Origin of the sequence: Azospirillum agricola (assembly GCF_020005195.1) — a bacterium.
Classification (GTDB): domain Bacteria; phylum Pseudomonadota; class Alphaproteobacteria; order Azospirillales; family Azospirillaceae; genus Azospirillum; species Azospirillum agricola.
This window is the reverse complement of record NZ_JAIFZR010000002.1, coordinates 409128-435168: the sequence shown is the minus strand read 5'-3', so window position 1 is coordinate 435168 and position 26041 is coordinate 409128. Positions and strand designations below refer to the sequence as shown.

The following is a 26041-nucleotide window of genomic DNA, read 5'->3' as shown; positions in this document are numbered from 1 at the left end:
GACCATCACCACCGGGTCATTTGACCGGTGCGCATCCCGATATGCAAGCATCCGCAGGGGGGGCGGCCTGCGGTTCGGCCAGCCGGGCCTCGGCGGCCTTGTGGACGTATTGCGTGCAGACAATCCATCCTTTCAAGGGCCGCAGCAGCCCGAGGCAGCCGATCAGCAGCAGCGGCAGCGAGGTCAGGACATGCACCCAGAGCGGCGGCTCGAAGGACACCTCCAGCCAGCCGGCGAAGGCGACCACCGGGAAGCTGACGATCGACATCACGAAGAAGGCCGGGCCGTCCGCCGGATCGGCGAAGGAGAAATCCAGCCCGCACACCGCGCAGCGCGGCGCCAGGGTCAGGTAGCCCTGGAACAGGTGCCCCTGGCCGCAGCGCGGGCAGCGGCCCCGGATGCCGGTCTCCATCGGCGGCAGTGAGGGCAGCGGCCGGGCGGTCGGCAGCGGGCTGATGGGCGGCTGGTCGGAAGCGGGTCGGTCGATCATGGTCGATTCTCTCCTCGATCCGGAAAGGATGGCTGGGGGGCAAGGCAAGGGGGGCGTGCAGCCTCCGCTGCGCTTGCCCCCCACCCCGCTCAGGGAGCCAGGAAGACGCTGTCGTGCTTGGCGTGGCCCCCACCCTCGGCGCGGACGTCGAAGGTCACCGGGGTCGATGCGCCGGACAGCGTGTCCTGCCGGCTGCGGGCGTAGACCCGGTAGGTCGCCACGGCGTTGGCGGGGGCGGTCAGGGTCAGCGTGTCGGCCTCGGCCGGGTCGCCGGCGGTGGCCAGACGGGCGCCGTCCAGGCCGCTGACGGTCAGCCGGTACTGACGTTCCGAGCGGGTCATGTTGGAGATCTTGACGGTGTAGGCGTTCTGCACCCGGCCGTCGCTGAGCTGGACGAAGAGCGGCGCGCGGTCGCGCAGGATGGCGATGTCGGCGCTCGGCTTCAGCAGCATGCCGATGGCCATCAGGCCGGCGACCACCACCATCATGAGCGTGTAGACGATGGTGCGCGGACGGATCAGGCCCGCCTTCGGCGGCTCGACCCCGGCCGCCTTGGCGGCCTGCGCCGAGGCGGTGTCGAACAGGATCAGGTCGACGGGCCGGCCGATGCGGGTCATCACGTCGTTGCAGGCGTCGGCGCACAGGCCGCAGCCGATGCAGTCCATCTGCAAGCCGTCGCGGATGTCGATGCCGGTCGGGCAGACGTGGACGCAGGCCCCGCAGTCGATGCAGTCGCCCAGCCCCTGGGCCTGACGCTCGGCGACCGGCTGGCCCTTGCGCAGCGGCGCGCGGCCCTCGCCCCGCCAGTCCTGATAGGTGACGACGCGGCTCTCCTCGTCGATCATCGACACCTGGATGCGCGGCCAGGGGCAGGCGTGCAGGCACATCTGCTCGCGCATGAAGCCGGCCATCAGATAGGTGCTGCCGGCGATGAACAGGATCGACCACACTGCCAGCTCCGGCGCCTCGAAGCGCAGCAGCTCGCCCGCCAGGGTCGGCGCGTCGGCCAGATAGAAGATGCCCGAAGCCCCTGTGACCAGCGCGATGAACAGCCACGCGGCGTGCTTCATCGCCTTGCGGGCGATCTTGTTGGCGGTCCAGGGCTGGCGGTCGAGCCGGATGCGCTCGCCGCGGTCGCCCTCGGTCAGCTTCTCGACCCAGACATACAGGTCGGTCCACACCGTCTGCGGGCAGGTGAAGCCGCACCAGACGCGCCCGGCCACCGAGGTCGCCAGGAACAGGCCGACCGCCGCCAGGATCATCGCGCCGGTCATGTAGTAGATGTGCTGGGGCCACAGCTCCAGCCCGAACAGGTAGAAGCGCTGCTCCCCAAGGTCGAACAGCACCGCCTGGTCGGCGATGCCCGGCCCGCGGTCCCAGCGCAGCCAGGGCAGCAGCACGAACAGCGCCAGCAGGGCGATGCCCAGCCAGGTCTTGATGTTGCGGTAGCGGCCCTTCACCGATTTCGGGTGGATCTGGCGGCGCGAGACGAAGAACGGGGCCGGCTTGGTGTCGGCTGTGCCGTCCTGAAGGGGCAGCACGCGCGCGGGTCCGCCCAGGCGCGTCAGGGTGTTCGGCATGGCGATTTCGATCCCGGAAAGGGCGGTGCGGTGAGGGGCCGCCCCGGTGGGAGCCGGGGCCGTGCGCGGCGGCACCCGCACCGCGAGACCGCCGTCAACCGTCGGGGCCTGTTCTACGCCGATTGAATGCATTCATCAAGAGGATTGAATGCGTCATTGCGCCGCAATCCGATCGATATTTCCATACAAATACGGATTGATGGCAAGGCAAGCCAGAGCGACGTTCGTGCCGGCGCTCAGCGCGCGCGCAGGCCCAGCCGCGCCATCTTCTTGTAGAAGGCCGCGCGGGAGATGCCGAGCAGCCGCGCCGCCGCCTCCGCCCGGCCGCCGCTGGCGGCCAACGCCCGGCCCAGCAGGTCGCGCTCGAAGCCGTCGTAGGCGGCGTCGTAGTCCAGCGGCGCACCCAATGGTGCGCTGGCCGGCTGACCGGGCAGAGGGGTGGACGGCTCGATTGTATGGATTGATTGCCCCAAAACGGGGCGCGCCGCCGGAGCGTCCGCGGCGTGCCGCACGCCGGGCAGCGCCTCCGCCAGATCCTCGACCGTCAGCCGCAGATTGTCGGTCAGCAGGCAGGCCCGCTCCAGCACGTTGCGCAGCTCGCGGACGTTGCCCGGCCAGGGGTGGCGGCTCAGCGCCTCGACCGCCTCGTGCGTCAGGCCGCGTCCGGGAAGCCCGGTGCGGGCGGCGATCTCCTGGAGGATCGATTCGGCGATGGCCTCCAGCCCGCTGCCCAGCTCCGACAGCGACGGCAGGCGGATCGGCAGCACGTTCAGCCGGTAATAGAGGTCGGAGCGGAAGCGGCCGTCCTGGATGCGCCGCTCCAGATCGACGTTGGTCGCGGCGATGACCCGGACGTCGACCTTGACCGGGCGGTCGGAGCCGAGCGGTTCGATCTCCTGCTCCTGGAGGGCGCGCAGCAGCTTGGCCTGGAGGCCCATCGGCATGTCGCCGATCTCGTCGAGGAACAGGGTGCCGCCGTCGGCGGTCTTGAAGCGCCCCTCCCGGCCCCGCCGGTCGAGCCCGGTGTAGGCGCCGGGAACCGCGCCGAAGAACTCCGCCTCCAGCAGCGTGTCGGGGATCGCCGCCACGTTGACGCCGACGAAGGGCCGGCCGGTGCGCGCCGACAGGCCGTGGATCGCCTGGGCGATCAGCTCCTTGCCGGTGCCGGTCTCGCCCAGCAGCAGGATCGGCGCGTCGGTGCGGGCGGCGAGGCGGGCCTTGCGCTTGACCTCCAGGCTGGCCGGGCTGTCGCCGACGTAGCTTTGCAGCGTGTAGCGTGGCTGCCGCCGCTCGTCGAGCCGGCGCTTGGTCGCCGCCAGCTCGGCCTCCAGCCGCGACAGCTCGGCCAGCAGCGGCTTCAGCCGGTGCAGGCTGTCGTACAGCACGAAGCCGACCGCCCCGATGATCGCCCCGCTGTCGTCGGTCAGCGGAAAGCGCGAGACGACGAGGCGCTGCGTGCCGAACAGCATCAGGTCGAGCAGGATCGGCTGGCCGCTGGTGACGACCTGCCGCATCTGCGAGTTGGGGATGATCTCCTCGACCTCGCGGCCGATCGCCTCGGCCGGGTCGGGGATGCCCAGCATCCGGGCGTATTTGGCGTTGATCCAGATGACACGGGCGTCGCGGTCGACGGCGACGGTGCCCTCCGACTGCTTGTCGAGCGCCTCGAACAGCGACGGCATGGCCCGGCCGCGCAGCATGTCGGCGCCGACCTGGAAGGCGCCCCCGGATCCATCAGCCAATCCATCAGCCGATCCGCCCGTCCCGTCGCTCTCGAACACGCCCGCTCCCCGGCCTGGATGAACCGGCGCGCATCATGCCGGGTTTTCGCCGGGGCGCACAGCCTCCAGGCCCGCGTCGGCGCCATGCGGACCCAGGTCGCCGGGTTCGTCGCCTCCCTGCGCCGGGCATAGGAAAGGCGGCGACGGCACTGGCCGGTCGGGCAGGGGGGAGCGTCCGGCGGACTAGGCCGTCGGACGGATCCCGCCCCCACCGGCTTCTGTGCGTCGGGTCACTGGATCGCGGAGCCTCCCGCCACGCCCTTGTCCGGGTGGCATAGCCCCCGCAACGGCCCGTCCTCCGCCATGTTGTCCGCTCCGTAACGGTTCACGATCACGGAGGAAGAACCATGGCGAAGCAGAACGAAGGCGGGAAGCAGAACGAAGGGCGCGCCGCCGGCGGCCAGCACAGCGGAGGAAACTTCAAGAACGATCCGGAACGGGCGGCCCAGGCCGGGTCGAAGGGCGGCCAGAACGTGGCCCCCGAGGACCGCAGCTTCTCCAAGGATCACAACCTGGCCGCCGAGGCCGGGCGCAAGGGCGGCGAGCACAGCCACGGCGGCCAGGGCGGCCAGGGTGGCGGAAACCAGGGCGGCGAGCGCCGCTGACGGCGGCACCGGCCACGCCGGGAGCGCGCCTCGCCGCAACGAAGCGCGCTCCGGAAACGGCGCGGGGGCCTGTCCTTTCGGGCAGGCCCCCGTCCGCATGCTCCCCAAGGCGCGCCGTCAGGCCGCGTTGACCTCGGCGACGAAGCGGCGCACCTCGTCCTTCAGGCGCTCCGACTGGCTGGAGACGTTCTCGACGCTGGCGGACACCTGCCGCATGCGGTCGGTGGTCGCCGTCATCGTCGTCGACAGCGAGCCGACGCTGTTGGTGACGCGGCGGGAGTTGTCGGCCGCCGCACGGGAGTTGGCGAAGATCTGGTGGGTCGCCGCCTCCTGCTGCTGCACCGCCGAGGCGACGTCGCCGTTCAGCGCGCTGAGGTTGGTGATCAGCGTCGCGATGCCCTCGATGGCGCCGATGGCGTTGGTGGTGGCGACCCGGATGGCGCCGACCTGCGCCTGGATGTCCTCGGTCGCCTTGGCGGTCTGGGTGGCGAGGCTCTTGACCTCGCTCGCCACCACGGCGAAGCCCTTGCCGGCCTCGCCCGCCCGCGCCGCCTCGATGGTGGCGTTCAGCGCCAGCAGGTTGGTCTGGCCGGCGATCGAGTTGATCAGCTCGACCACCGCGCCGATCTGCTCAGCCGCCGAGACGAGGCCGGAGACGATGCCGGTGGTGTTGGCGGTCTCGGTCACCGCGCGCGACGCGGTCTGTGCCGCGCTTTCCACCTGACGGCTGATCTCGGCGATCGAGCTGCGCAGCTCCTCGCTGGCCTGGGCGGCGGATTCGACGCTGTCCGAGGCGCCCTGGGCGGCGCCGGCGGCGGCGTGCGCCTGCTCGGTGGTGCTGGCCGCGTCGCTCGACAGGGCGGCGGTGCGCTCGTGCAGGGTGAGGGTGGTGGTGCTCAGCGTCGCCACCACCTCGTCCATGGCGCGGGCGAACTGGGCGGCGCGGGCCGACAGGCGCTCGCGCTGCTGGTCGCGGGCGGCGCGCTCCTGCTCCATGCGCTGGCTGTCGTCGCGGGCGGCCGACAGGGTGGTCGCCAGACCGGCGACGGTGCGGGCGATGTCGCCGATCTCGTCGGGGCGGCCGGTGTGCGGCACGGTCACGGCGAGGTCGCCGCCGCCGATCCGGCTGACGGTGTCGCGGATCGCCAGCAGCGGCCGCGAGGTGCCGCGCGCCACCCAGACGCCGATGCCGATGCTGACGCCGAGCAGCAGGAAGGTGACGAGCAGCTCGCGCGTCGCGCGGGTGGTGAACTCGGCGTCGACGTCGTCGGTGTAGACGCCGGTGCCGATCATCCATTGCCAGGGCTGGTAGCCGGTGGCGTAGGCGATCTTCGGCGTCGGCTCGGCGTCGTCGCTGCGCTTGTGGCGGAAGGCGACGAAGCCGCCGCCGGCCTTGGCCGCCTCGGTCATCAGGACGTTGAAGGAGACGCCGTCGGGGTCCTTCAGGTTCAGCAGGTTCTTGCCCTCGACCTGCGGGCGCAGGCCGTGGACCATGCTGACGCCCTCGTAGTCGTAGACGAAGAAGTATTCCCCGGCGCCGTAGCGCATGGCGCGCACGGCGTCGCGGGCGGCCTCCTGGGCCTGGGCGCGCGTCAGCTTGCCCTGCTTCTCCCGCTCGCCGTAGAGAGCGACCACGGAGCTGGCGGCGTCCACCATCTCCTTGACCTTGGCCTTGCGCTGCTCGATCAGATTCGTGCGCATCCCCGTCAGGTGGACGGTCGCGCCGGACACGGCGCTCAGCAGTGCCACGCCGAACACCAGCAGCAGCAGCCGCGTTCCAATCTTGAGCTTCATGGACCAGTCTCCTCCTCATCGTCCCGCGCGCCGAGCGGCGGGCTCCATCATGGTCATTCAGACGAAAGCGTCAGCGGTCGCACCGCCAGAGGGGGCGTTCCGCCCCGTCGCCATCGGGGGGGGCATCCGGGCCGGCGCCGCGCGCGAACCCGACGACGTCGCAATTTCCCAACTCGACGCCGGGGCGCCCGGCCAGCCGGTGCAGCAGGATCCGTCCGATCCCCTTGCTGCCGACCAGCAGCGGCCGCCGCTCCAGCACGTCCTCCAGCTCCGCCACCCCGGCGAGCACGCGGGCGGCGAAATCCTCCTCGCTCTCGCCGCCGGGCGGGGTCCGGCCGGCGGCGAACCAGGGGCGGGTGACGTCGATGGCCACGCCGTTCCAGTCGCCGAGCGCGCGCTCGCGCAGCCAGCCGCGCTCGGCCAGCGGCACCCCCAGCGCCTCGGCGAACAGCGCGCCGGTCACGGCGGTGCGCTCCAGAGGGCCGGCGATCACCAGCCCGCAGGGCGCGCCGGATTTCCGGAAGCGTTCGGCGGCGGCGCGCGCCTGGGCGACTCCGGCATCGGTCAGCGGCACGTCGCGGTCGCCGCCGCAGCGCACGCCCCGGAGGTTGTCCGCCGTCTGGCCGTGCCGCGCGAAGTGGAAGGAGGCCGCCCCGCTCACCGGAACAGGATCCGTTCGGCGCCCGGCGTCCAGCCGACCGTGCTCTCGCGCGGCCAGCCGTCGGGACCGTTCAGCCAGTTGCGCAGCGCGCCGATGTGCAGCGGGTCGCTGAGCGTCGGGGTGTGGCCGACCAGCGGCACATGCACGACGCCGACGCGCGGCTTGGCCAGCATCCGTTCGATGGTCGAATCGAGCAGGGCGTCGGTCAGCATCCCGTGCACCAGCAGCACCGGGCAGTCGATGCGCTGCCAGTCGTCCCACTGGTCGTGGTCCTGGGCGGCGCCCTCGCGGTAGTTCTGAAGGGCGCGGATGTCGTGGCGGTAGACGCGCCCGCCATTCTCCTCCGACCAGCGGGTCTGGTGGAAGCTGTTGTGGAGCAGCACCGTGTCGTCGACCGGCCCGTCGTTCTTCTGGGCGGCGCCGGCGCGGTGGAAGAGCTGGGCCGGCTTGCGGAAGACATAGTGGCGGGCCACCGATTCGGCGCGGCGGCTGCGGCGCTCCATCGGGATGAAGGGGCCGATGTCGTTGAGGATCAGGCGGTCGACCACCTCCGGCGCCTCGGCCGCCACCCGCATCGCCACGCAGCCGCCGAGCGAGGACCCCAGCAGCGTGACCCGGCTCAGCCGCTTGTGGCGGATCAGCGCCAGCACCTGGGCGACGTTGCTGTCGAAGCTGTAGTCGGACTGTTCGGCCAGCCAGCCGCTGCGCCCGCGCCCGGCCCAGTCGAGGCACAGCACATGGTGGTCGCGCGACAGCGCGCGGGCGAGATAGTCGAAGCGCCGCGCCGCGTTGGCGATGCCGCCCAGGCACAACAGAGTCGGCCGCAGGGGGCTGCCCCATTCCGTGTAGGCGAGGCGGATGGTGTAGTCCTTGCGCAGCCGCTCCACCGTGCCGGCCTGGAGCGTCGCCGTGTGCGTGTAGTCGAAGTGGCGCAGCGTGTGGCCCGACCCGATCGACGGCTCGATGGCCCGCATGATCCGGTCGTAGTCCTTCCAGGTCATCTGCTCGGTCGAGGTCAGGCCGAGCGCGTCCAGCGCCGCCACCAGCGCGCCCATCGGGTCGGCGTGGGGCGTGGTGCAGGGCGCGAAAAGCGTGGCCAGGTTGGCCGTTGCGGGCTCCGCGAGCATCTGGTCTGGCATCGGCGTCATCGCCTCTCTCTTGGATCGACGGCGGGATGGAACGGGGCGGGGGCGTGCGGGGACGGTCTGGACGGGAGGGGTGGCGAGCGGCGGGGCGGCGAGGGGCGGAGCGGTGGTCACGGTGCGCCCCCTCCGGCCGCGTCGGCGGCCGTGTTGCGGGTGTCGGCGTCGGCGGGGGAAGGCGAGAGCACGAAGACGACGCAGAAGGCCGCGCCGCACAGCGCGCCGAGGATGCCGAGCGCCGCCAGCGCGCTCTGGTGGCCGAAGCGGTCGGCCAGCGCCGCGGCCAGCAGCGGCCCCAGCACCGAACCGCCGCGTTCCAGCAGGCGGTAGACGGCGAAGACACTGGTCGAGCCGATGCGGGCGCATTCGGCCTTGCAGACGTCCGGCACCAGCGCGAGCTGGGTGGCGTTGTTGAGCGCATGGGCGATGCCGAGCGCCGCGACGCCGGCCAGCACCCCCGGCACCCCTGGCGCCAGCAGCACGACCAGCATCCCGGCGCCGCCGACCAGCCCGCCGACGCCGGCGAACAGGGCGTTGCGCCCGCTGCGGTCGGCGGCCCGCGACACCCAGGGGCCGAGGACGACGATGGTCAGCCCGTAGATCATCAGGATGCGGCCGATGCCGGCCGGCGTCTCGCCCAGCCCGTGCAGGGTGACGGGCACCAGATAGAAGAGGTAGCCGGTCAGCATCAGCTTGGTCGGCAGCGAGGAGAACAGCAGCAGCGCCGCGAAGCGCGGGTTGGCGAGCAGGGCCGTGTGGTCGCGCCAGCGAACCCTGCGCCGTTCCACGCGCTCCCCCCGTTCCGCCGGCAGCAGGAGGGCGGCGGCCAGCGCGGCGGCGAGCGCCAGCAGCGCCGACACCGCGAAGGTGGCGCGCTCGCCGACATGGTCGGCGAGGATGCCGCCGATCGGCGCGCCGCATAGGCCGGCGACGACCACCGCGGCGACGAACTGCGCCATGCCGCGCGTCCGCTCCTCCCGCCGGGCGTGGCGGGCGATGAAGCCCTGGGCGCCGATGAACATGACGGCGTAGCCGAGCGCGCAGGCGCCGCGCCACAGCAGCAGTTCGGCCACCGATTGCGCGAGCGCCGTGCCCACGAAGCCGGCCACAGCCGGCAGCGTGCCGAACAGCAGGGTGCGGCGGCTGCCGAAGCGGTCGGCCCAGGCTCCGGCGAAGGGGGTGAAGACGGCGACCAGCAGCATGAACAGGCCGATCGGCAACCCCATCATCAGGGTGTCCGACAGGCCGGGGATCGGCGTGTAGAGTTTTTGCGCGTAGAGCGGCAGGAAGGAGCGCGACAGCTCCTCCGCCAGCATGAACAGGAAGAGCGCGATGCGGATGCCGGCGATGCCGCCCGCCGCGTCGCCGTTCGCCGCCGTGGCCGGATCCCGCCGGAGCCAGCGGGCGTGGACCAGCAGGAGAAGCTCGAACACAACCAGCAGCGACACGACCAGCACCACGGCGCCGTCCTGGAGCAGAGCCCGCAGCGCCTCGGCGTCGAGCATGCCTTGCAGTTGGGGAAGCGATCCGGCGGAGACGGCGATTCCGGCCGCCGCGACCAGCGCCAGCGACCGCAAAGGCGATCGGCCGGCGCGCTGGAACAGGGAGGGAGCCGTCGCCGCCAGCAGGACAACCGTCCCGGCGACCAACCCGAGCACCAGAGCCATGCGGTCGCGCACCGCCAGCGCAATGCCGTCCCGTGCGGCGCCGTCCCCGCTTGCGCCGGTTGCGGATGTCCGGTCGGCCGGGACGCCGGCCTGTGCCGCATCGGTGGCCGGCGGTGTGGGGGACAAGGAAGGAAGGGAGATTTGCGGGGCGGACTGCTCAACAAAAGTTGTGTAAAATTTAGCGTAATTGAGATAGGTGATCAGAGTGATTCCGAGAAATGTCAGAATCACGAGGGTAAGTGGCAGGCGTATCGATGAGTAATTTGTCATGAAAACAGGTCCGGCCGATCTCTCTTCAGGAAGAAAGAGTGTCAGAACCTAATTCATAACTCCAAAGATTTGGTAAACCGTAATCGCATGGGGAGAAGAATCGCAATTATCCAGAGACATACTCATGTATGTCGAATTGTTGGTGTGTCGTATAAGGAAACGTCGAGTAAATTTTTTCTGACTGCGGAATTTCGTTGCGGCGCACAAGTGTTGTGCGTTTGCAAAAATACACGCGAAAAACCCCACCCATACGAAAATGGGTGGGGCCGCGTTTTTAAAACAATTCCAGATTGCCGAAGGGTGCCCGGCTTCCGTGATCAGCGCCAGTCGAGTCCGGCCTGACGCATGCGCTCCCAGAAGGCCCGCTTCTGGTGATGCCGGACAAAAAGTTGCTGGCGGTAGAGATCGTGAGAGGGGTGGCCGAGCCAATCGGCGACCGTTTCCGACAATCCCTCGGCCGACTCGAGATCGCCGACCGCATAGCCGTAGGCCGAGGTCTGCCCCTGGTCGAGCACCGATTCGGCGAGGTGGCGGAACAGCAGGCTCGCCGCCAGCGGGTGCTTCGCCGCGAGCGTCGCCGCGGCCGGCCGCAGGACGCGGTAGAGCTGCGGGTTGAGATCCTGCACCCGCCGGTTGACCAGCGTCGCCGCCGCGTCGAGGTCGAGGCGGACCAGCAGTTCCAGGGCGCCATGGATGTCCCCGTGGGCCTGGGCCAGCGCGATGGCGCCGGCCAGCGCCGCCGGCCGCTCCGCGTCCGGCAGGGCCGCCAGATAGGAATCGAGGACGGTCGGCGACAAGGTGCGGGCGAACAGGTCGCGGCGCAGCGCCTGAGCCTCGGCCGTCCGCTCCAGCCGGGCGAGGATGTCGATGCGCAGCCGGTCGATGTCGCCGCGCCGCCAGCCCGGCACCTCGGCCCGCTGCGCGCGGTCGAGCGCCTCCTCCAGCCGGCCGGCGGCGACCAGCCGCTCGCAGATGTCCTTGACGGCGCTGGCCTCGGTGCCGGCCTGCTCATGCAGGGCGATGTAGCTCTCCAGATCGCCGCGCGCGTCGGCGATCTCGGTCAGGGCGCGCACGAGGTCGGCCTCGCGCCAGTCCGTCGGGCCGTCCGACAGCGCGCCGAGCCGGTGGCGGATCAGCCCCTCCAGCGCGTCCAGCCCGACCGGGCCGAGGGCGTCCTTGAAGGCGGGGACGATGTCGCCGCGCACGCTGTAGTCGCTTTCGGCGAACAGGCCGAACACCAGCTCGGCCAGCGCCTGGGGCGGCTGCCCCGGCACGGCCAGCCAGGCGCGGCCGCAATCGGCGAGCGCGCTGCTGAAGACGTCGGCGATCAGCCCGTCGGAATCGTCGCAGCGCTCCAGCACCCCCGTTTCCAGCCGCAGCAGCCGGCCGAGCAGATCCGCCGCCGCCTTCGGGTCGCGCGGCAGCAGGTCGGCGGTGATGGAGGCGCGCAGGCGGTCGAGCGTCGCCGCCAGCCCGCCGCTTTCCATCCCGTCACAGTCGCGGGGGTCGGCGTCGATGGCCTCGATCGCCTCGGCCAGTTCGCCGGCCAGCCGGTCGGCCGGCTCCGCCGCCAGCAGGGCCAGCCGAAGCTCCTCGCGCAGCGCCGCGTCGCGGCCGGCGTGCCGCAGCAGCAGATCCGCGAGGCGCCGGGCGCCGAGGGTCTCGATCGCGTCCGGCGAAAGATCGATGTCACTCCGGAGGTCCATGCCGCTCTTCCTGTAACAATCGAAGGATGCTCGCATCCGGGATGATCGCGGTCGGGCAGGATTGTGTCGGCCGGTTTCACACGTTAGGCGCGAGTCAGCCGGCATTCTATAAGGGGTACCCCCTATTCTGCAAAGCTCTCCGGGCATCATCGCGGCGCCGGCCGCTCCGCGGGGCATGGCGTCCGCGTCCGTCTGGCCGCCGTTGTCGGCGACCTGCTGGAAAATCGTGACAGGCACCGGCTCCGCTCCAGCCCGGCGCTTCCGTCGGGCGTGGCAGTGACAACAAACGGAACCCGGATTTCCATCAACAGCTCATTAACATATTTTCCGTCTTTTACTTCCCTGACTATTGCATGAGCCTGTCCAAAGGTCAGGGTTTTTCCCTATGACCAGGGCTTGGCTTGACCTGTTCGGGCATCTTCCCTAAAGAATTTTCCGAGTGGGTGGCTCTTCCACTCAACCGCCGGCCCCGAAGCCGGCGCCGTTTTTCCGGTAGCGTGGACATGGATCCGGTCGAAGCGACACGAACGATTCTGGTGGTCGAGGACAATGTGCTGATGCGCAAGCTCTTCGTCCGCTGCCTGGAGGAGAGCGGCCACGCCGTGGCCGAGGCGACGGACGCCCGCGCCGTCCTCGACATGATGCGGGAGCTGCGGCCCGACCTGGTCGTGATGGACATCGTCATGCCCAACCTGTCGGGGGTCGAGCTGATCCAGCAAATCCGCGCCGACGGCGGTCTGGCGGCGACGCCGGTGCTGGCGGTCACCAACCTGGCGACGCCCGCCGACAAGCGCCGGCTGGTCGAAGCCGGGTTCGACGGGCACGTGTCGAAGCCGATCAAGCCCAGGGAGTTCCAGGCGGTCGTCGCCGGTTTCCTCAAGACGTCGGCGGACCAGGATTCCTGAGCGGGCGGGGTGGGCGGCCCCGCCGGAGACGCGGCGGTGATCCGGACTTGCGGGCGCAGCGTACAACCCTTCCGAGTTCGAACAGCATGGGGGACACCGCGAGCATGGCGCGTTATCTGGTCACCGGGGGCTGCGGCTTCATCGGTTCTCACCTGATCGAACGTCTTCTGGCCGCCGGGCACGAGGTCCGGGTGCTGGACGATCTGTCCACCGGCAAGCGCGGGAACCTGCCGGAGGGCGTTCCGGTCATCGTCGGCGACGTCGCCGACGCGGCGGCCGTCGAGGCGGCGATGGGCGGGGTGGACGGCTGCTTCCATCTGGCCGCCGTGGCCTCCGTCGACCGCTCGCGCGAGGCGTGGCTGGAGACCCACCACGCCAACCTGTCCGGCACCGTCGCGGTGTTCGACGCGGCGCGGCGCGCCAACCCGAAGGGGCCGGTGCCGGTGGTCTACGCCTCGTCGGCCGCCGTCTACGGCGACAACCCGTCCACCCCGCTGACCGAGGACGCCGCGACCCGCCCGCTGTCGGCCTACGGCGCCGACAAGCTGGGCTGCGAGCTGCACGCGCGGGTCGCCGACGGGGTGCACGGCGTGCCGACGACCGGCTTCCGTTTCTTCAACGTCTACGGGCCGCGCCAGGATCCGAAATCGCCCTATTCCGGAGTCATTTCGATCTTCGCCGGGCGGATCGTCAGGGGCGAGCCGATCACCGTCAACGGCGACGGCGAGCAGGTGCGCGACTTCGTGTATGTGAAGGATCTGGTGCGCTACCTGACCGCCGCGATGGACGACCCGCGCCCCGGCGCCCCGGTCTTCAACGTCTGCACCGGCAAGCCGACCTCGGTGAACCGGCTGGCCGAGGTGCTGGCCGGGCTGGCCGGCCGTCCGCTCGACCGCGGTTACGGGCCGGCGCGGGCCGGCGACATCCGCGTCTCCATCGGCGACCCGTCGCGGCTGGTCGGCGCCTTCGGCATGACCTGCGACACCTCGCTGGAGGATGGTCTGCGGGACACGCTGGCCTGGCTCGGCTGACGCCGTGATCGGGCGGCGCGGCGTGACGGGCGGCCTGCTGGCCGGCGCGGCGGCGCTGGCGCTGCCCGGCCGCGCCCGCGCGGCGGCGGCCGGCGGGGCCGGAGACTTCGCCGCCCCCTCCTGGGCGGTCTAGTACGCCGACAGGGAGCCGCCGCAGGCCTTCGAACCCTACGGGCTGCTGGTGCTCGACAGCCGCACCCACCCGCCGCTGCGGCCGCTGAAGGACCGCGGCAAGACCCTGCTCGGCTACATCAGCGTTGGCGAGGTCGAGACCCACCGCCCCTGGTTCGGCCTGGTCAAGGGCTGGGGCATCCTGGACCAGGAGAACCCGAACTGGCCGGGCAGCTTCTATGTCGACGTGCGCGACCGCCGCTGGGTCAAGCTGGTGGTGGAGGGGCTGGTGCCGGCGCTGCTGCGCTCCGGCTTCGACGGCGTCTTCCTCGACACGCTCGACAACCCGCCGCATCTGGAGCGCACCGATCCCAAGCGCTGGGCCGGCATGACCGGGGGGGCGGCGCGTCTGGTCGGCGCCATCCGCAGGAACTGGCCGCAGATCCGCGTCATGCAGAACCGCGCCTACGAGATCCTGCCGCAGACCGCCCGCTCCATCGACTTCGCGCTGGGGGAGAGCGTCTACGCCGGCTGGGACTTCGCGGCCAAGCGCCCGCATCTGCAAAGCGACGAGGATTACCGGTTCCAGGTGGAGGCGCTGAAGGAGGCCAAGGCGCTCAACCCGGTGCTCGGCCTGTTCTCGCTGGATTACTGGGACCCGGCCGACACGGCGGGCGTCCGCGCCATCTACGCCCGCCAGCGGGCCAACGGCTTTTCGCCCTATGTGTCGGTGGTCGAGCTCGACCGGCTGGTGGCGGAGCCGCCGCCGTGACGCCGCTGCTGCGTGCCGTGTGCGTGGCGTTCCTGCTGGCCGCCGCCGGGGGAGCCGCGCGGGCGGCCGGGCCGGCGGTGCCGCGCACCGTGCTGGCCCTGGTCGACCTGCGCGAGGAGCGGACGATCCGCCTGACGCGGGTGCATTCCATGGCCGAGATGCCGCTCAACCATCTCGGGCTGTCGGTGGTCTACTGGAACGTCGCCGATGGCCTGCCCGACCTGTCCCGCTATCCGGCTCTGCGCGGGGTGGTGACCTGGTTCGCCGGGGAGCCTTTCGCCGACGCCCCCGCCTTCATCGACTGGGCGGCGGCGGCGATGGGGCACGGCGTGCGCTTCGCCGTTCTGGGCCAGCCGGGGATCCGCGTCTCGGCCGGCGGGAAGGCGGTGCCGCTGGCGCTGGTCAACCGCTTCTTCGCCCGGTTCGGCCTGCGCGACGACGACGGCTATTCCGACCTCACCTACAAGTCGCGCCCGGCGGTCGCCGACGCGATGATCGGCTACGAGCGCGCCCTGGCCGGCGCGCTGCCCGGCTACCCGCTGTTCCGCAAGACCGACGGGCGCGTCGTCTCGCACCTCGTCATGCGGCGGGGCGGCGACGAGGCGACCGACAGCCATCTGGTCGTCACCGGCCCGGCCGGCGGCCTGGTGTCGGACGGCTACGCCCGCCATTACGATCCGGAGATGAACCGGCGGCAGTGGATCATCGATCCCTTCGCCTTCTTCCGCGACGCCTTCGCCACCGACGACCTGCCCAAGCCCGACGTCACCATCCTGTCGGGCCGGCGGATGTATTTCAGTAGGGGGCGGCGAACTGGCCTTGCAGAAGTTCCGCGACCGCGATTACGAGAACGCCCGCTCGGTCTACGAGGAACGCTTCGCCGCCGGCGACCGCGGCGCCGCCACGGTGATGCCGCTGACCAGGCTGCACCTTGCCGAGGGCGACGTCGGGCGCGCCATCGCCCTGATGGAGGGCTTCGTCGCCCAGGAACCGAAATCCATCGAGGGGCGCGAGCTTCTGGACACGCTCTACCAGGACGCCCAGCGCCAGGGCGACCATCTGGAGAACTTGCGCGTGATGGCCCGCCTGCGCGGCACCGGCGAGGCGCAGCGCGAGCTGGCCTATCTCGCCGGCTTCCAGGGTCGGCTCGATATACAGGCGGAGGCGCTGGCCCGCTATTGCGACCTGCGCCCGGAGGATGTGGAGGCTCAGCAGGAGCTGGCGTCGCTGCTGGCGTCGCTCGGCGACCGGGCCGGTGCGGTGGAGCGGCTGCTCCAGACCGACGACCGCGCCGGCGGCCGCATCGAGGCCGACAGTCGCGAGCTGCTGATGAGCCTGCTGATCGACCTCGACCGCGACGACGACGCCTTCCGCCGCGCCCAGCGCTGGCTCGGCGAGAACCCGACGGTCGCCGACATGGTGGGGCTCGCCAGCCAGCTCGCCGCCGCCGCCCGGCCCGACCTCGGGCTGCGGTTGCTGGAGCCGCAGGTCGCCAAGCCGGACCATGCGCTGGCGCTGGAGCTGACATTCATCGACCTCCAACTCGCCGCCGGACGGCGCGACGAGGCGCGGGCGCGGCTGGAGGCGCTGCCGGGGCCGGTCGACGACGCCTCCCACGGGCGGCTGCTGGCCTTGCAGATGAACGCCGGGCTGGACCGTCCGGCGCTGACGGCGGCGCGCGGGCGCGACCTGCGGCTGGTCCCCGACTGGGTGCTCGCCGGCTTGGCCGAAACCGCCTTCCGCGACCGCGACCGCGCCTTCCTCGACCGCCTCGCCGCCGATCTGGGCGACGGCTTCCTCGCCGAGCGACCGGTGCTGGCCGCCAACATCGCCATCGGGCGCGACGACAAGGCCGCCGCCGTCCGTTGGGCGCAACAGGGCCTCGCCGATCCGAAGCAACCCCTGACCGAGCGGCTGACCGCCGTCCGCATCCTCGACCGCGCCGGCCGCCGCGCCGAGGCGCTCGCCGGTTTCGACCGGCTGCCGCTCGACAGCGACCTGCCCGACGAGTCGCTGGAGGAGCTGGGCAGCCTGTTCCTCGACCTCGGCCGGGCGCCGGCCGGTCTGTCCTGGTTCGAGGCGCGGCGGAAAGCCTCCTCCTCGGGAGCGGCCGATCTCGGCTGGGTGCGGCTGGCGGCGCGGGCGGGCGATCCGGCGGCGGTCGCGGCGTGGCTCGACGCCCATCCCAGGCTGGGCGAGACGCTGTTGCAGGACGTCGCCACCATCGCGGCGGAGCGCGGCGCCGCCCCGCTGGCGCTGAAGGCGGCGGAGCGTGTCTTCGCCCTGGCGCCGGCGCCGACGCCGCGCAGCCGTCTGGCGCTGGCCGGCGCCCTGCTGTCGGCCGGCCGCGCCGCCGAGGCGCTGCCGCACCTGACCCAACTGCTGCCCGGCGGCGGGGTCGAGGTCGAGACCGCCTATCTGGCCGCCCTCGACGCCACCGGCCGGACCGGGGAGGCGGTGCGCTTCCTTGTCGGCAAGCTCGCCAGGGGCGACCTGTCGGATTCCGATGAGCGGGCGCTCGTCTTCGCGCTGCTCGACCGCAAGGCCTACCGCGCCGCCCTGCCGACGCTGCGCGGGCGGGCCGAGCGGCTGGGCGGGGAGTGGCTGTTCGCCTACGCCGACGCCGCCCGCCGCGCGGGGACGCTCGGCGAGGTCGCCGACCTGCTGGAGCGCCAGCTCGCCGACCCGGCGCTGACCGTGGCGGCGCGCGAGCAGCGCGCCACCCTGCTGCTGGAGGCCGCCGGCCCGGCCCGCGCCCTGCCGGTGCTCAGGCCGTTGGCGACGTCCGGCGCCGGTGGGCCGTGGGATGCGCTGTACCGCGAGACGTTGGGCAAGCTCGGCCGCAAGGGCGAGCTGCGGCGCTACCTGCTGACCCGCGCCGACGACGAGCGGCTGCCGGCCAAGGATCGCCGCGAGGTCGCCTTCGTCCTGCTGGAGTTGGGCGAGAAGGCGGGGGCGGAGCAGGCGTTGCGCCGGCTTGCCGCCGGTCAGGGAGCGCGGAGCGAGGATTTCAGGCAACTCGCCTATCTCTGGGGGCCGCGCCCGCCGCCGGCGGCGCTCGATTGGATCGAGGCGCGCGCCAAGGCCGCCGACTCGTCGGCCGAACAGGCGGGGTGGTACGACCGGCTCGCCGAACTGGGCGGCGCCAGCCGCGTCGCGGAACGGTTGGGTGGCGGCGGCACACCGGACAGCCCGGCGCTGAAGGCCCCCTACATCGAGGCGCTGGCCGCCCAGGGCAAGGGCAGGGAGCTGGCCGGGGCGGTGCGCTCGGCGCTGGCGACGGAGCGCGCGCCGGACCGGCTGCGCCGCTACGCCCGGCTGGCCGAGCAGGCGCGCGAACGGCCGACCGCCGCCGCCGCCTGGGACGCCCTGCTGGCGCAGCGGCCGGACGACGGCGAGGCGCTGCGCCAGCTTGGGATGCTGGCCTATGACGAGAACCGGCTGATCGACGCCGAACGGCTGCTGCGCCGTTTCATCGCGCGCGGCCCCGACGATTACGAGGCCTATTATTTCCTGGGCGAGGCGCTGACCGCGCTGAAGAAACCGGGCGCCGCCACTCCCTTCTACCAGACCGCGCTGACGCAGTTGCGTGCCGGCCGGACCCGCAACGACGCCACCGCCCAGACGGAAGCCAATCTGCTGAACCGGCTGGGCAAGCTGGACGACGCGGTGGCGCTGTTCGAGGGCCTGCGCAGGCGACGGCCGAACGACCGCCAACTCAAGGCCGATTACGCGTCGATGCTGATCGAGAACGGACGTTTGCAGGAGGCGCGCCGTGTGCTCAGCCTACAATAGGGCCTTCCCTTTGCTGCGCTGGGCGTTGGCGCTCGCGGCCCTGCTGTGGGTGGCGGCGGTTCCGTCGCTGTCGGTGACGATGCGGGCGCAGACCCCGCCGCCCGCCGCCCGGCTGGAAGCCAGTGGCGACGAGGCCGGCGCCCGCTTCGCCCTGCGCTGGCCGGGGCGTGTCGCCACCGAGATCGAGCGGCAGGGCCGCGACCTGAGGCTGCGCTTCAGCCGCCCGCTCGGCGGGGTGGCGCTGGATGTGGCGGGCGAGCGTTTGCAGGGCTGGGTCGAGGGCGTGCAGTATGGCTACGACAGCGTGCTGCTGGTGCTGGCGCCGGGCGTCGCGGCGGAGGCGAGTCCGGACGGTTCCGGCGTCGCCGTGGCCTTCACGCGGGAGCCGGCCGCCCTGCGGTCCACGGCGTCCCAGGCCGCCGACCGTGCGGCCGACCAAGCAGCGCAGCGGCGCATCGACTATTTCCAGGCGCTGACCTTCCTGGAGGGCGGACAGCTCCGCCAAGCGCGCTCGCTGCTGCTCGACCGGATCCGGGTCGAGCCGCGCGACGCCCAGTCCACCGCCCTGCTGGCCCAGGCGGAGGAGCGGCTCGGCCGCTGGCGCGAGGCGCTGCGGGCCTACGACATGGCGCTGAAGCTGACGCCGAACGAACCGTCCCTGGTCCGGGCCAAGGCGCGGCTGCTGCGCGAGAACGGCGACCGCATGCGCTTCGACGTCGATCGCCAGAAGGTGCGCGGCGGCGAGACCCAGCACATTTTGAAGTTCGGCGGGATCAAGGACATCGGTCGCTCGACCTCCTTCGTCTACGGGCTGGAGAGCCGCTTCGTCGACGCCAAGCTGGCCCAGCGGGCCGACGGCGACCAGCGTTTCTTCCATGGCAGCCGCCAGAAGCTTGACCTCGGGCTGGTGCGCGACTGGCCGGAGCTGGAGCGCTCGGCCCTGACGGTCTCGGCGGCGCAGCGCACGCTGGGCATCGGCTACACCCACGCGTGGCGCGACGAGACCTCCGAGACCCGCGCCGGAATCGCCTGGAGCGAGCCGAACTTCGCCTTCCTGGAGGGCGTCGTCGGCGGCGGCCGCCGCGACCGCGTTTTCCTCCAGCACGACGAGCGGTTGTCCGAGCGCTGGAGCCTGGCGCTGGGCGCCGGCTACAACCGCTACGGCCTGTCCGGAGCGGCGGATCTGGCGCGCAGCGCCACCGTCGAGGGCGCGCTGCGCTACGTGCTGAACCAGGAGGGGCCGCTCGCCAGCGTCGCCTACACGCTGGACGCCGAATATGTCGGGCGGCGGGCGCAGCGCGAGACGGCTCAGGGCCAGCCCTATGTTCCGTTGCCGGCGGCAACGCGCGAGGTTCACGGCATCCAGGTCGCGGCGGAGGATTGGGTGACCGACTATGTGCGCTACGGCGTGCAGGTCGGCTACTCCTACGACCGGCGCGGCAAGAGCGGGCCGCAGGGGAGCTTTTCGCTGAGCTGGGAGCCGACCGATTCGCTGGGGGTCGGCTTCCGGGCCAGCCACGCCCGTTCCACCGCGCGCGGCAGCGCCAGCGCGGTCGACATGGTGGGCGGCTATGTGATCTTGCGCTGCTGATGGCCCGGCGATGGGCGGGAACTCGTGATCGCGATCAGGATTGGGGGGACGGGCATGGGACGGACGACAGGAGAGCGGGGCGTGGGATCTTTTGGAAAGCCGCTGGCGCTGATGGCGGCCTCGGCGCTGGTCGTCCTGGCGCTGGCGGGGTGCGGCACCGGCCGCACCACCAGCCGCGACTTCGCGCAACCGGGGGCGGGGCTGCCGGCCGGATCGACGGTCGCCGTGCTGCCCTTCGAAAATCTGACCAACCACCCGAGCGCCGGGCAGATCGCCGCCGATCTGGTTTCGACCGAGCTGTACGGCCTCGGGCTCTACCGGCCGGTGGAGTCCAGCCGGGTCCGCAACCAGCTCGTCGCCGCCAAGGTGGACGTGGAGAAGCTGTCGGACAGCAGCTCGGCCCAGGCCGCCGGGCGGACGCTGGGGGTCGACGCGGTGCTGGTCGGCAGCGTGTCGGAATACGGCTACCAGCACGGCCTGCGCGAGGAACCGGTGGTCGGGCTGAACGCCCGGCTGGTGCGCAGCGCCGACGGCGCCGTGCTGTGGGCGTCGAGCCAGTCGGAGGCCGGGTGCGGTTACTTCAGCCGCGACAGCGTCAACAACGTCGCCCAGCGCGTCGTTTCCCGCATGCTGGACAGCCTGCGCGCGGCCGGCGGCGCCCAATGACCGCCGCCTGTCCGCCGCCTTGCTGACGGAGCCGTCGATGAGCGCCGTGTCCGAACCGCCTCCGACCGCCGCGGCCGTGGACGACGCGGCGGCGCCGCGCCGCCTGTTCGGCATCCGCCGCGTCGCGCTGATCGAACTGGCGCTGTTCTTCGGCGTCGCGCTGGGGCTGGATTGGGCGTTCGGCTCGGGTCTGCGCTTCGAGGGGGTGCAGCCGCATCCCTTCTGGATCCCGGTTCTGCTGCTGGCGATCCAGTACGGCACGAACGAGGGGGTGCTGGCGGCGCTGGTCGCCGCGGCGGCGCTGCGGCTGGGCAACCTGCCGGAACAGACGTTCGCCCAGGATCTCTACCAGCATCTCTTCACCCTGACCCGCGAGCCGATCCTCTGGCTGGTGGCCGGCGTGCTGATCGGGGAACTGCGCATGCGCCAGATCCGCGAGCGCGAGGAGTTGCGCGCCGAGCTTGCCCTGGCGCGCCGGGAGGCGGAGGCGATCACCCGCTCCCACCGGGCGCTGAAGTCGGTCAAGGAGGGGCTGGAAACCCGCGTCGCCGGGCAGCTCCGCACCGTCTTCACGCTGTATCAGGCGTCGAAATCCATCGACCGGCTCGACGAGGGCGACGTGATGCTGGGCGTCGCCGACCTGGTCCGCACGGTGATGAAGCCGGACAAGTTCTCGCTGTTCCTGCTGAACGGCGACACGCTGGAGTCCGTCACCAACGAGGGCTGGGACGACGAGCGGGACAGCTACGCCCGCTGGTTCGACAACCAGTCCGCGCTGTTCGCCACCGTGATCGGCCGCCAGCGCCAGCTCTGCGTCACGGCGCCGGAGGACGAGCGCATCCTGGCCGGGCCGCTGGTCAGCGGCGACACCGGCGAGGTGGTCGGCATGGTGAAGATCGAGAGCCTGGGCTTCACCGACCTCAGCGTCAACACGGTGGAGAATTTCCGCATCCTCTGCGAATGGATCGGCACGGCGCTGGCCAAGGCGCGCCAGTACCGCGTCGCCAGCGAGCAGCGCGTCTTCACCGACGAGGCGCTCTATTCGTCGGGCTTCATCGGCCGTCAGGCGGAATTCCTGGCGCTGCTCGGCCGCCGGATCGGGTTCGAGACGACGACCATCACCATCCGGCCGTCCGGCCTTTCGCGCCTGTCCTCCAGCCAGCGGGCCGATCTGGCGGCGATCGGCCGCGCCGTGCGCGACAGCCTGCGCGACACCGACCTCGCCTGCGACTTCGGCAACCAGGGCGCCACCTTCGGCGTCGTGCTGACCGGCACCCCGCTGGAGGGCGCCAGACTGGTGGAGGCCAAGCTGGAACGCGCGGTCCGCCAGTCGCTGCCCGAGGCGCTGGCGGCGATCCCCATCGCCTTCACCACCCGCAAGGTCGAGGCGCGGGAATGAGGAGAGGCTTGAGCCTGTCCCTCTCCCGTCCCGGGAGAGGGAAGGGGCCCATGCGCAGCATGGGAAGGGTGAGGGGCGATCGGGCGTGCGGTTCGATCCATGCCGCCGATTGCCCCTCACCCTCCCCACCGCTTCGCGGCGGGTCCCCTCCCTCTCCCGGGGCGGGAGAGGGGCATGAATGCCGGATCGACAGGACGGTCCGGCCATGACGACGATCGACGCCGGTCCGGACGACGCCCCGCTGGAGCGCGCGCCGGAAGGCGGCTCCGCCGAACTCGTGCTGGCCGGGCTGCTGGCCGCCGCCGTCGAGACGGCCGGCTTCGCGACCGCCGCCGCGACGGCCATCCCCCACGCGCTTCCCGCCGCCGTGGCGCTGCATCTGGCGGTCTGCGGCGGGCTGGCCGTCTGGGTGCGGTCGCGCCTGCGCCGGGGGCTGGACCTGCGGCTGGCCGGGCTGATGCTGGTCACGACGCCCGTTCTGGGGCCGCTGGGGCCGCTCTTCACGCTGGCCGCCGCCGCGCTGCACGCGCTGTTCCGGCGCTACGCCACCGGCTTCCAGGACTGGTACCTCTCCCTCTTCCCGGACAGCGAGGTCGAGCCGGCGCGCGAACTCTACGAACTGATCGTCTCGGGGCGGGAAACCTCGCATCTGGCGGCGGGCGAGTCCTTCACCGACGTCATGTCGGTCGGCTCGCCGCAGCAGAAGCAGGCGGTCATCGCCCTGGTCGCCCGGCCTTCACCCCCGCCCTCAAGGCCGGGCTGGCCGACGCCGACCCGTCGGTCCGCGTCCAGGCCGCCACCGCCACGGCGCGGGTCGAGCACGAGTTCAACGAGCGCTGGCTGGCGCTCGACCACGCCGCCCGCTCGCACCCCGACGACGCCGGCACCGTCGCGGCGCTGGCCCGGCATCTCGACGACTACGCCTTCTGCGGGCTGCTCGACGCCAACCGCGAGGCGGAAATCCGCGAGAAGGCGCTCGCCGGCTACCGCCACGGCCTGGGGCTGGCGCCCGACGACGACGAACTGCGGCACGACCTCGGCCGGCTGCAACAGGGCGGCGGGCTGGAGGAGGTGGCGGAGGTTGTCCGCCTGCTCGGTTCCAGGCGCGGCAAGGTGGGGCGGCGCCTGCTGCTGAATTCCGAGGAGTCCTTCCGCATGGTGGTGCGGATGTGCCGGGCCGCTCTGCCCGACGCCTCCTTCCTGGAGTATTTCTGGGGCTCGCGCGCGCTGATGAGCGAGCTGTTCGCCACGCTGCTGGCGCCGATGCCCCGCTGCAAGGTCTACCACGCCGTCTCGACCGGCTACGCCGGGCTGTTCGCCGCCCGCGCCAGGCTGGAGACCGGCCGGCCCGCCCTGCTGACCGAGCACGGCATCTACACCAACGAGCGCCGCATCGAGATCCTGATGGCCGAATGGCTGTTCGAGGGGGCCGACACCTCGCTGGCGCTCGACAAGAAGAAGCGCGACCTGCGCGACCTCTGGCTCGACACCTTCGCCAGCTACTCCAAGGCCTGCTACGACGCCTGCGACCGGATCTTCACCCTCTACGGTGGCAACCAGGAGTTCCAGCGCCGCCAGGGCGCCGACCCCGCCAAGCTCACGGTGGTGCCCAACGGCATCGACTACGCCGGCTATTCCAAGGTGGTGCGCGACACGTCCGACCGGCCGCCGACCATCGCGTTGATCGGCCGCGTCGTGCCGATCAAGGACGTGAAGACCTACATCCGCGCCGCCGGCATCCTGCGCGAGGACATTCCCGACCTGAAGGCGATGATCCTCGGCCCGCTGGAGGAGGATCCCGGCTATGTCGAGGAATGCCGGACCATCGTCCGGCATCTCGGGCTGGAGGACACGGTGATCTTCGCCGGCCGGGTCAGGCTGACCGACTGGCTGGGCCGGATCGACGCCATCGCGCTGACCAGCGTCAGCGAGGCGCAACCGCTGGTCATCCTGGAGGCCGGCGCCTCCGGCGTGCCGACGGTGGCGACCGACGTCGGCTCCTGCTCCGAACTGCTGCTCGGGCGGCCGGACGAGGTGCCGCCGCTCGGGCCGGGCGGGGCGGTCACGCCGCTGGCCAGCCCGCTGGAGACGGCGCGGGAGCTGCGCGCCCTGCTGCTCGACCGGCCCTGGCGGGAGCGCTGCGGCGAAGCCATCGCCCGGCGCGTCGCCCGCTGTTACGACAAGGTCGAGATCGACCGCATCTACCGCGCCATCTACGACGAGCACATCGCCATGCCCGACCGGTGATGCGCTCCGCGGCGGCCCCGGTCGGGCCGGCGGGACCCTGCCCCGATGCAGGAGGGTCTTGACAGCCGGCCGCCCACCGCTAGACCTGACGCCTCTCCGGTTCGCGGATCGCCCGTCGGCACGCCGCCCGTCGGCACGCCGCCCGTCGACAGCGCGGCGGGGCCAGCGCGGCCGGGCCACCCGCGGACATCCACGATTGAGACAGGCTGGTCGGACGTGCAGGACTATATCCGGAAGATTCTCTCGGCCCGCGTCTACGACGTGGCGATCGAGAGCCCGCTCGATTCCATGCCCCGCCTGTCGGAGCGTCTCGGCTGCGCCATCGCCCTGAAGCGGGAGGATCTCCAGCCGGTCTTCTCCTTCAAGCTGCGCGGCGCCTACAACAAGATGGCGGGGCTGGAACGGGCGGATCTCGACCGCGGGGTCATCTGCGCCTCGGCCGGCAACCACGCCCAGGGCGTGGCGCTGGCCGCCCAGTCGCTCGGCGCCACGGCGACCATCGTCATGCCGCGCACCACCCCCGACATCAAGGTCCAGGCGGTCAAGAGCCGGGGCGGTCGGGTGGTGCTGCACGGCGAGAGCTTCGACGAGGCCTACGCCCACGCCCGCCGGCTGGAGGCCGGGGAGGGCCTGACCTTCATCCATCCCTACGACGATCCCGACGTGATTGCCGGCCAGGGCACCGTCGGCATGGAGATCCTGCGCCAGCACCCCGACCCGATCGAGGCGGTGTTCGTGCCGATCGGCGGCGGCGGGCTGGCCGCCGGGGTGGCGCTGTTCGTCAAGTTCCTGCGTCCCGACGTGAAGGTGATCGGCGTCGAGCCGGAGGAGGCGGCGAGCATGGCCGCCGCCATCGCCGCCGGCGACCGCGTGATCCTCAACCAGGTCGGCCTGTTCGCCGACGGCGTCGCCGTGCGGCAGGCCGGCGAGGAAACCTTCCGGTTGTGCCGGGAACTGCTGGACGGCGTCGTCACCGTCGGCACGGACGAGATCTGCGCCGCCGTCAAGGACATCTTCGAGGACACCCGCGCGATCGCCGAGCCGTCCGGCGCGGTCAGCCTCGCCGGCCTGAAGAAGTACGTCGAGGACGGGATCGGCGGCGAGGGCGGCGCGCTGGTCGCCATCAACAGCGGCGCCAACATGAATTTCGACCGGCTCCGCCACATCGCCGAGCGGGCCGAGATCGGCGAGCACCGCGAGGCGCTGCTCGCCGTCACCATTCCGGAGAGGCCGGACAGCTACCGCGCCTTCATCCGGCTGCTGGGGACGCGGGCGATCACCGAGTTCAACTACCGCTACGCCGACGCCTCGGCCGCCCAGATCTTCGTCGGCGTCCGCCTGTCCGATGGCGAGCGCGAGAAGGCCCAGATCATCGCCATGCTGCGCGGGCACGGCTATCCCGTGCTCGACATGAGCGACAACGAGATGGCCAAGCTGCACGTCCGCTACATGGTCGGCGGCCGGGTGCCCGGCTTGCAGGACGAGGTGATCTACCGCTTCCAGTTCCCGGAGCGGCCCGGCGCCCTGTTGAAGTTCCTCGACAGCCTGTCGGGGCAGTGGAACATCTCGCTGTTCCACTACCGCAACCACGGCGCCGATTACGGGCGGGTGCTGGCCGGCATCCAGGTGCCGGCGGGGGATCGGGAGCAGTTGGCGCGCAGCCTCGACGAGCTCGACTATCCCTATTGGGACGAGTCCGACAACCCGGCCTACCGCTGCTTCCTCAGCGCCGGGCCGGGGATGGAGCGGGATCCGGAGTGACCTCCATCGACGGCACGATGCCCACGGCCTAAACTGTCCGCCCCTTCCACGGTGCCTCCTGTGTGCT

Annotated in this window: 21 protein-coding genes; 12 read left to right on the top strand and 9 right to left on the bottom strand. The window is 71.7% G+C overall.

The window, feature by feature from the left end; all coding sequences use genetic code 11:
- Nucleotides 1-16: 16 nt before the first annotated feature.
- From JN22_RS04825 to JN22_RS04815, 3 genes are all read right to left on the bottom strand, one after another.
- A complete protein-coding gene (locus tag JN22_RS04825; RefSeq protein WP_085552828.1) occupies nt 17-490 on the bottom strand; it encodes a DUF983 domain-containing protein in 474 nt (157 codons plus the stop codon).
- Between the two features lie 89 nt (nt 491-579).
- A complete protein-coding gene (gene ccoG / locus JN22_RS04820; RefSeq protein ID WP_085552827.1) occupies nt 580-2070 on the bottom strand; it encodes a cytochrome c oxidase accessory protein CcoG in 1491 nt (496 codons plus the stop codon).
- Between the two features lie 236 nt (nt 2071-2306).
- The gene (locus JN22_RS04815; RefSeq protein ID WP_223677577.1) at nt 2307-3812 is read right to left on the bottom strand and encodes a sigma-54 interaction domain-containing protein; all 1506 of its coding nucleotides are present in this window, start codon (nt 3810-3812) and stop codon (nt 2307-2309) included.
- Between the two features lie 386 nt (nt 3813-4198).
- Here JN22_RS04815 and JN22_RS04810 point away from each other — a divergent pair, with 386 nt between their 5' ends.
- Complete coding sequence (locus JN22_RS04810; RefSeq protein WP_085552826.1) at nt 4199-4456, top strand: con-10 family general stress protein; 258 nt, start codon at nt 4199-4201, stop codon at nt 4454-4456.
- Between the two features lie 117 nt (nt 4457-4573).
- On the opposite strand, the gene JN22_RS04805 is transcribed toward JN22_RS04810, so the two are convergent.
- The 5 genes from JN22_RS04805 to JN22_RS04785 all read right to left on the bottom strand — a co-directional run bounded on the left by JN22_RS04805 (nt 4574) and on the right by JN22_RS04785 (nt 11696).
- Nucleotides 4574-6250, bottom strand: a complete 1677-nt coding sequence (locus JN22_RS04805; RefSeq protein WP_085552825.1) for a methyl-accepting chemotaxis protein — start codon at nt 6248-6250, stop codon at nt 4574-4576.
- A gap of 70 nt (nt 6251-6320) precedes the next feature.
- Nucleotides 6321-6911: a histidine phosphatase family protein gene (locus JN22_RS04800; RefSeq protein WP_085552824.1), complete on the bottom strand. Its 591-nt coding sequence runs from the start codon at nt 6909-6911 to the stop codon at nt 6321-6323.
- On the bottom strand, nt 6908-8059 hold the full coding sequence (locus tag JN22_RS04795; protein WP_223677576.1) for an alpha/beta fold hydrolase: 1152 nt from the start codon (nt 8057-8059) through the stop codon (nt 6908-6910). Before JN22_RS04795 ends, JN22_RS04800 begins: the two co-directional genes overlap by 4 nt.
- A gap of 107 nt (nt 8060-8166) precedes the next feature.
- Complete coding sequence (locus tag JN22_RS04790) at nt 8167-9720, bottom strand: MFS transporter (RefSeq protein ID WP_085553427.1); 1554 nt, start codon at nt 9718-9720, stop codon at nt 8167-8169.
- 587 nt (nt 9721-10307) lie between these two features.
- Nucleotides 10308-11696, bottom strand: coding sequence for a DUF6880 family protein (locus JN22_RS04785; RefSeq protein WP_085552823.1), 1389 nt, complete (start codon nt 11694-11696; stop codon nt 10308-10310).
- Between the two features lie 503 nt (nt 11697-12199).
- On the opposite strand from JN22_RS04785, the gene JN22_RS04780 reads away from it, so the two are divergent.
- The 4 genes from JN22_RS04780 (at nt 12200) to JN22_RS04770 (ending at nt 14515) form a co-directional block, all read left to right on the top strand.
- Nucleotides 12200-12601, top strand: a complete 402-nt coding sequence (locus JN22_RS04780) for a response regulator (RefSeq protein ID WP_085552822.1) — start codon at nt 12200-12202, stop codon at nt 12599-12601.
- Nucleotides 12602-12705: 104 nt separating this feature from the next.
- Entirely contained in the window at nt 12706-13632 is a 927-nt protein-coding gene (locus JN22_RS04775) for an NAD-dependent epimerase/dehydratase family protein (RefSeq protein WP_085553426.1), read from the top strand.
- Nucleotides 13633-13636: 4 nt separating this feature from the next.
- Complete coding sequence (locus JN22_RS34750) at nt 13637-13765, top strand: hypothetical protein (protein WP_263300729.1); 129 nt, start codon at nt 13637-13639, stop codon at nt 13763-13765.
- A 48-nt stretch (nt 13766-13813) separates the two neighbouring features.
- Complete coding sequence (locus JN22_RS04770; RefSeq protein WP_179166041.1) at nt 13814-14515, top strand: endo alpha-1,4 polygalactosaminidase; 702 nt, start codon at nt 13814-13816, stop codon at nt 14513-14515.
- Between the two features lie 229 nt (nt 14516-14744).
- Here JN22_RS04770 and JN22_RS04765 read toward each other — a convergent pair whose 3' ends face one another.
- Nucleotides 14745-14921, bottom strand: a complete 177-nt coding sequence (locus tag JN22_RS04765) for a hypothetical protein (RefSeq protein WP_179166040.1) — start codon at nt 14919-14921, stop codon at nt 14745-14747.
- Between the two features lie 413 nt (nt 14922-15334).
- Here JN22_RS04765 and JN22_RS04760 point away from each other — a divergent pair, with 413 nt between their 5' ends.
- From JN22_RS04760 to ilvA, 7 genes are all read left to right on the top strand, one after another.
- A complete protein-coding gene (locus tag JN22_RS04760; RefSeq protein ID WP_223677575.1) occupies nt 15335-18310 on the top strand; it encodes a tetratricopeptide repeat protein in 2976 nt (991 codons plus the stop codon).
- Nucleotides 18291-19901 (top strand): tetratricopeptide repeat protein, encoded by a 1611-nt coding sequence (locus tag JN22_RS04755; protein ID WP_223677574.1) that lies wholly within the window; start codon nt 18291-18293, stop codon nt 19899-19901. Before JN22_RS04760 ends, JN22_RS04755 begins: the two co-directional genes overlap by 20 nt.
- Nucleotides 19902-19982: 81 nt before the next feature.
- Nucleotides 19983-20567: a CsgG/HfaB family protein gene (locus JN22_RS04750; protein WP_085552818.1), complete on the top strand. Its 585-nt coding sequence runs from the start codon at nt 19983-19985 to the stop codon at nt 20565-20567.
- 37 nt (nt 20568-20604) lie between these two features.
- Nucleotides 20605-21966: a GAF domain-containing protein gene (locus JN22_RS04745; protein ID WP_085553425.1), complete on the top strand. Its 1362-nt coding sequence runs from the start codon at nt 20605-20607 to the stop codon at nt 21964-21966.
- Nucleotides 21967-22171: 205 nt separating this feature from the next.
- Nucleotides 22172-23101 carry a hypothetical protein gene (locus JN22_RS04740; protein ID WP_179166039.1) on the top strand — a complete coding sequence of 310 codons (930 nt, stop codon included), beginning with the start codon at nt 22172-22174 and terminating at the stop codon, nt 23099-23101.
- Nucleotides 23038-24213 carry a GT4 family glycosyltransferase PelF gene (gene pelF, locus JN22_RS04735; RefSeq protein WP_179166038.1) on the top strand — a complete coding sequence of 392 codons (1176 nt, stop codon included), beginning with the start codon at nt 23038-23040 and terminating at the stop codon, nt 24211-24213. Before JN22_RS04740 ends, pelF begins: the two co-directional genes overlap by 64 nt.
- A gap of 45 nt (nt 24214-24258) precedes the next feature.
- Entirely contained in the window at nt 24259-25974 is a 1716-nt protein-coding gene (gene ilvA / locus JN22_RS04730; RefSeq protein WP_085552816.1) for a threonine ammonia-lyase, biosynthetic, read from the top strand.
- The last annotated feature ends 67 nt before the right edge of the window (nt 25975-26041 follow it).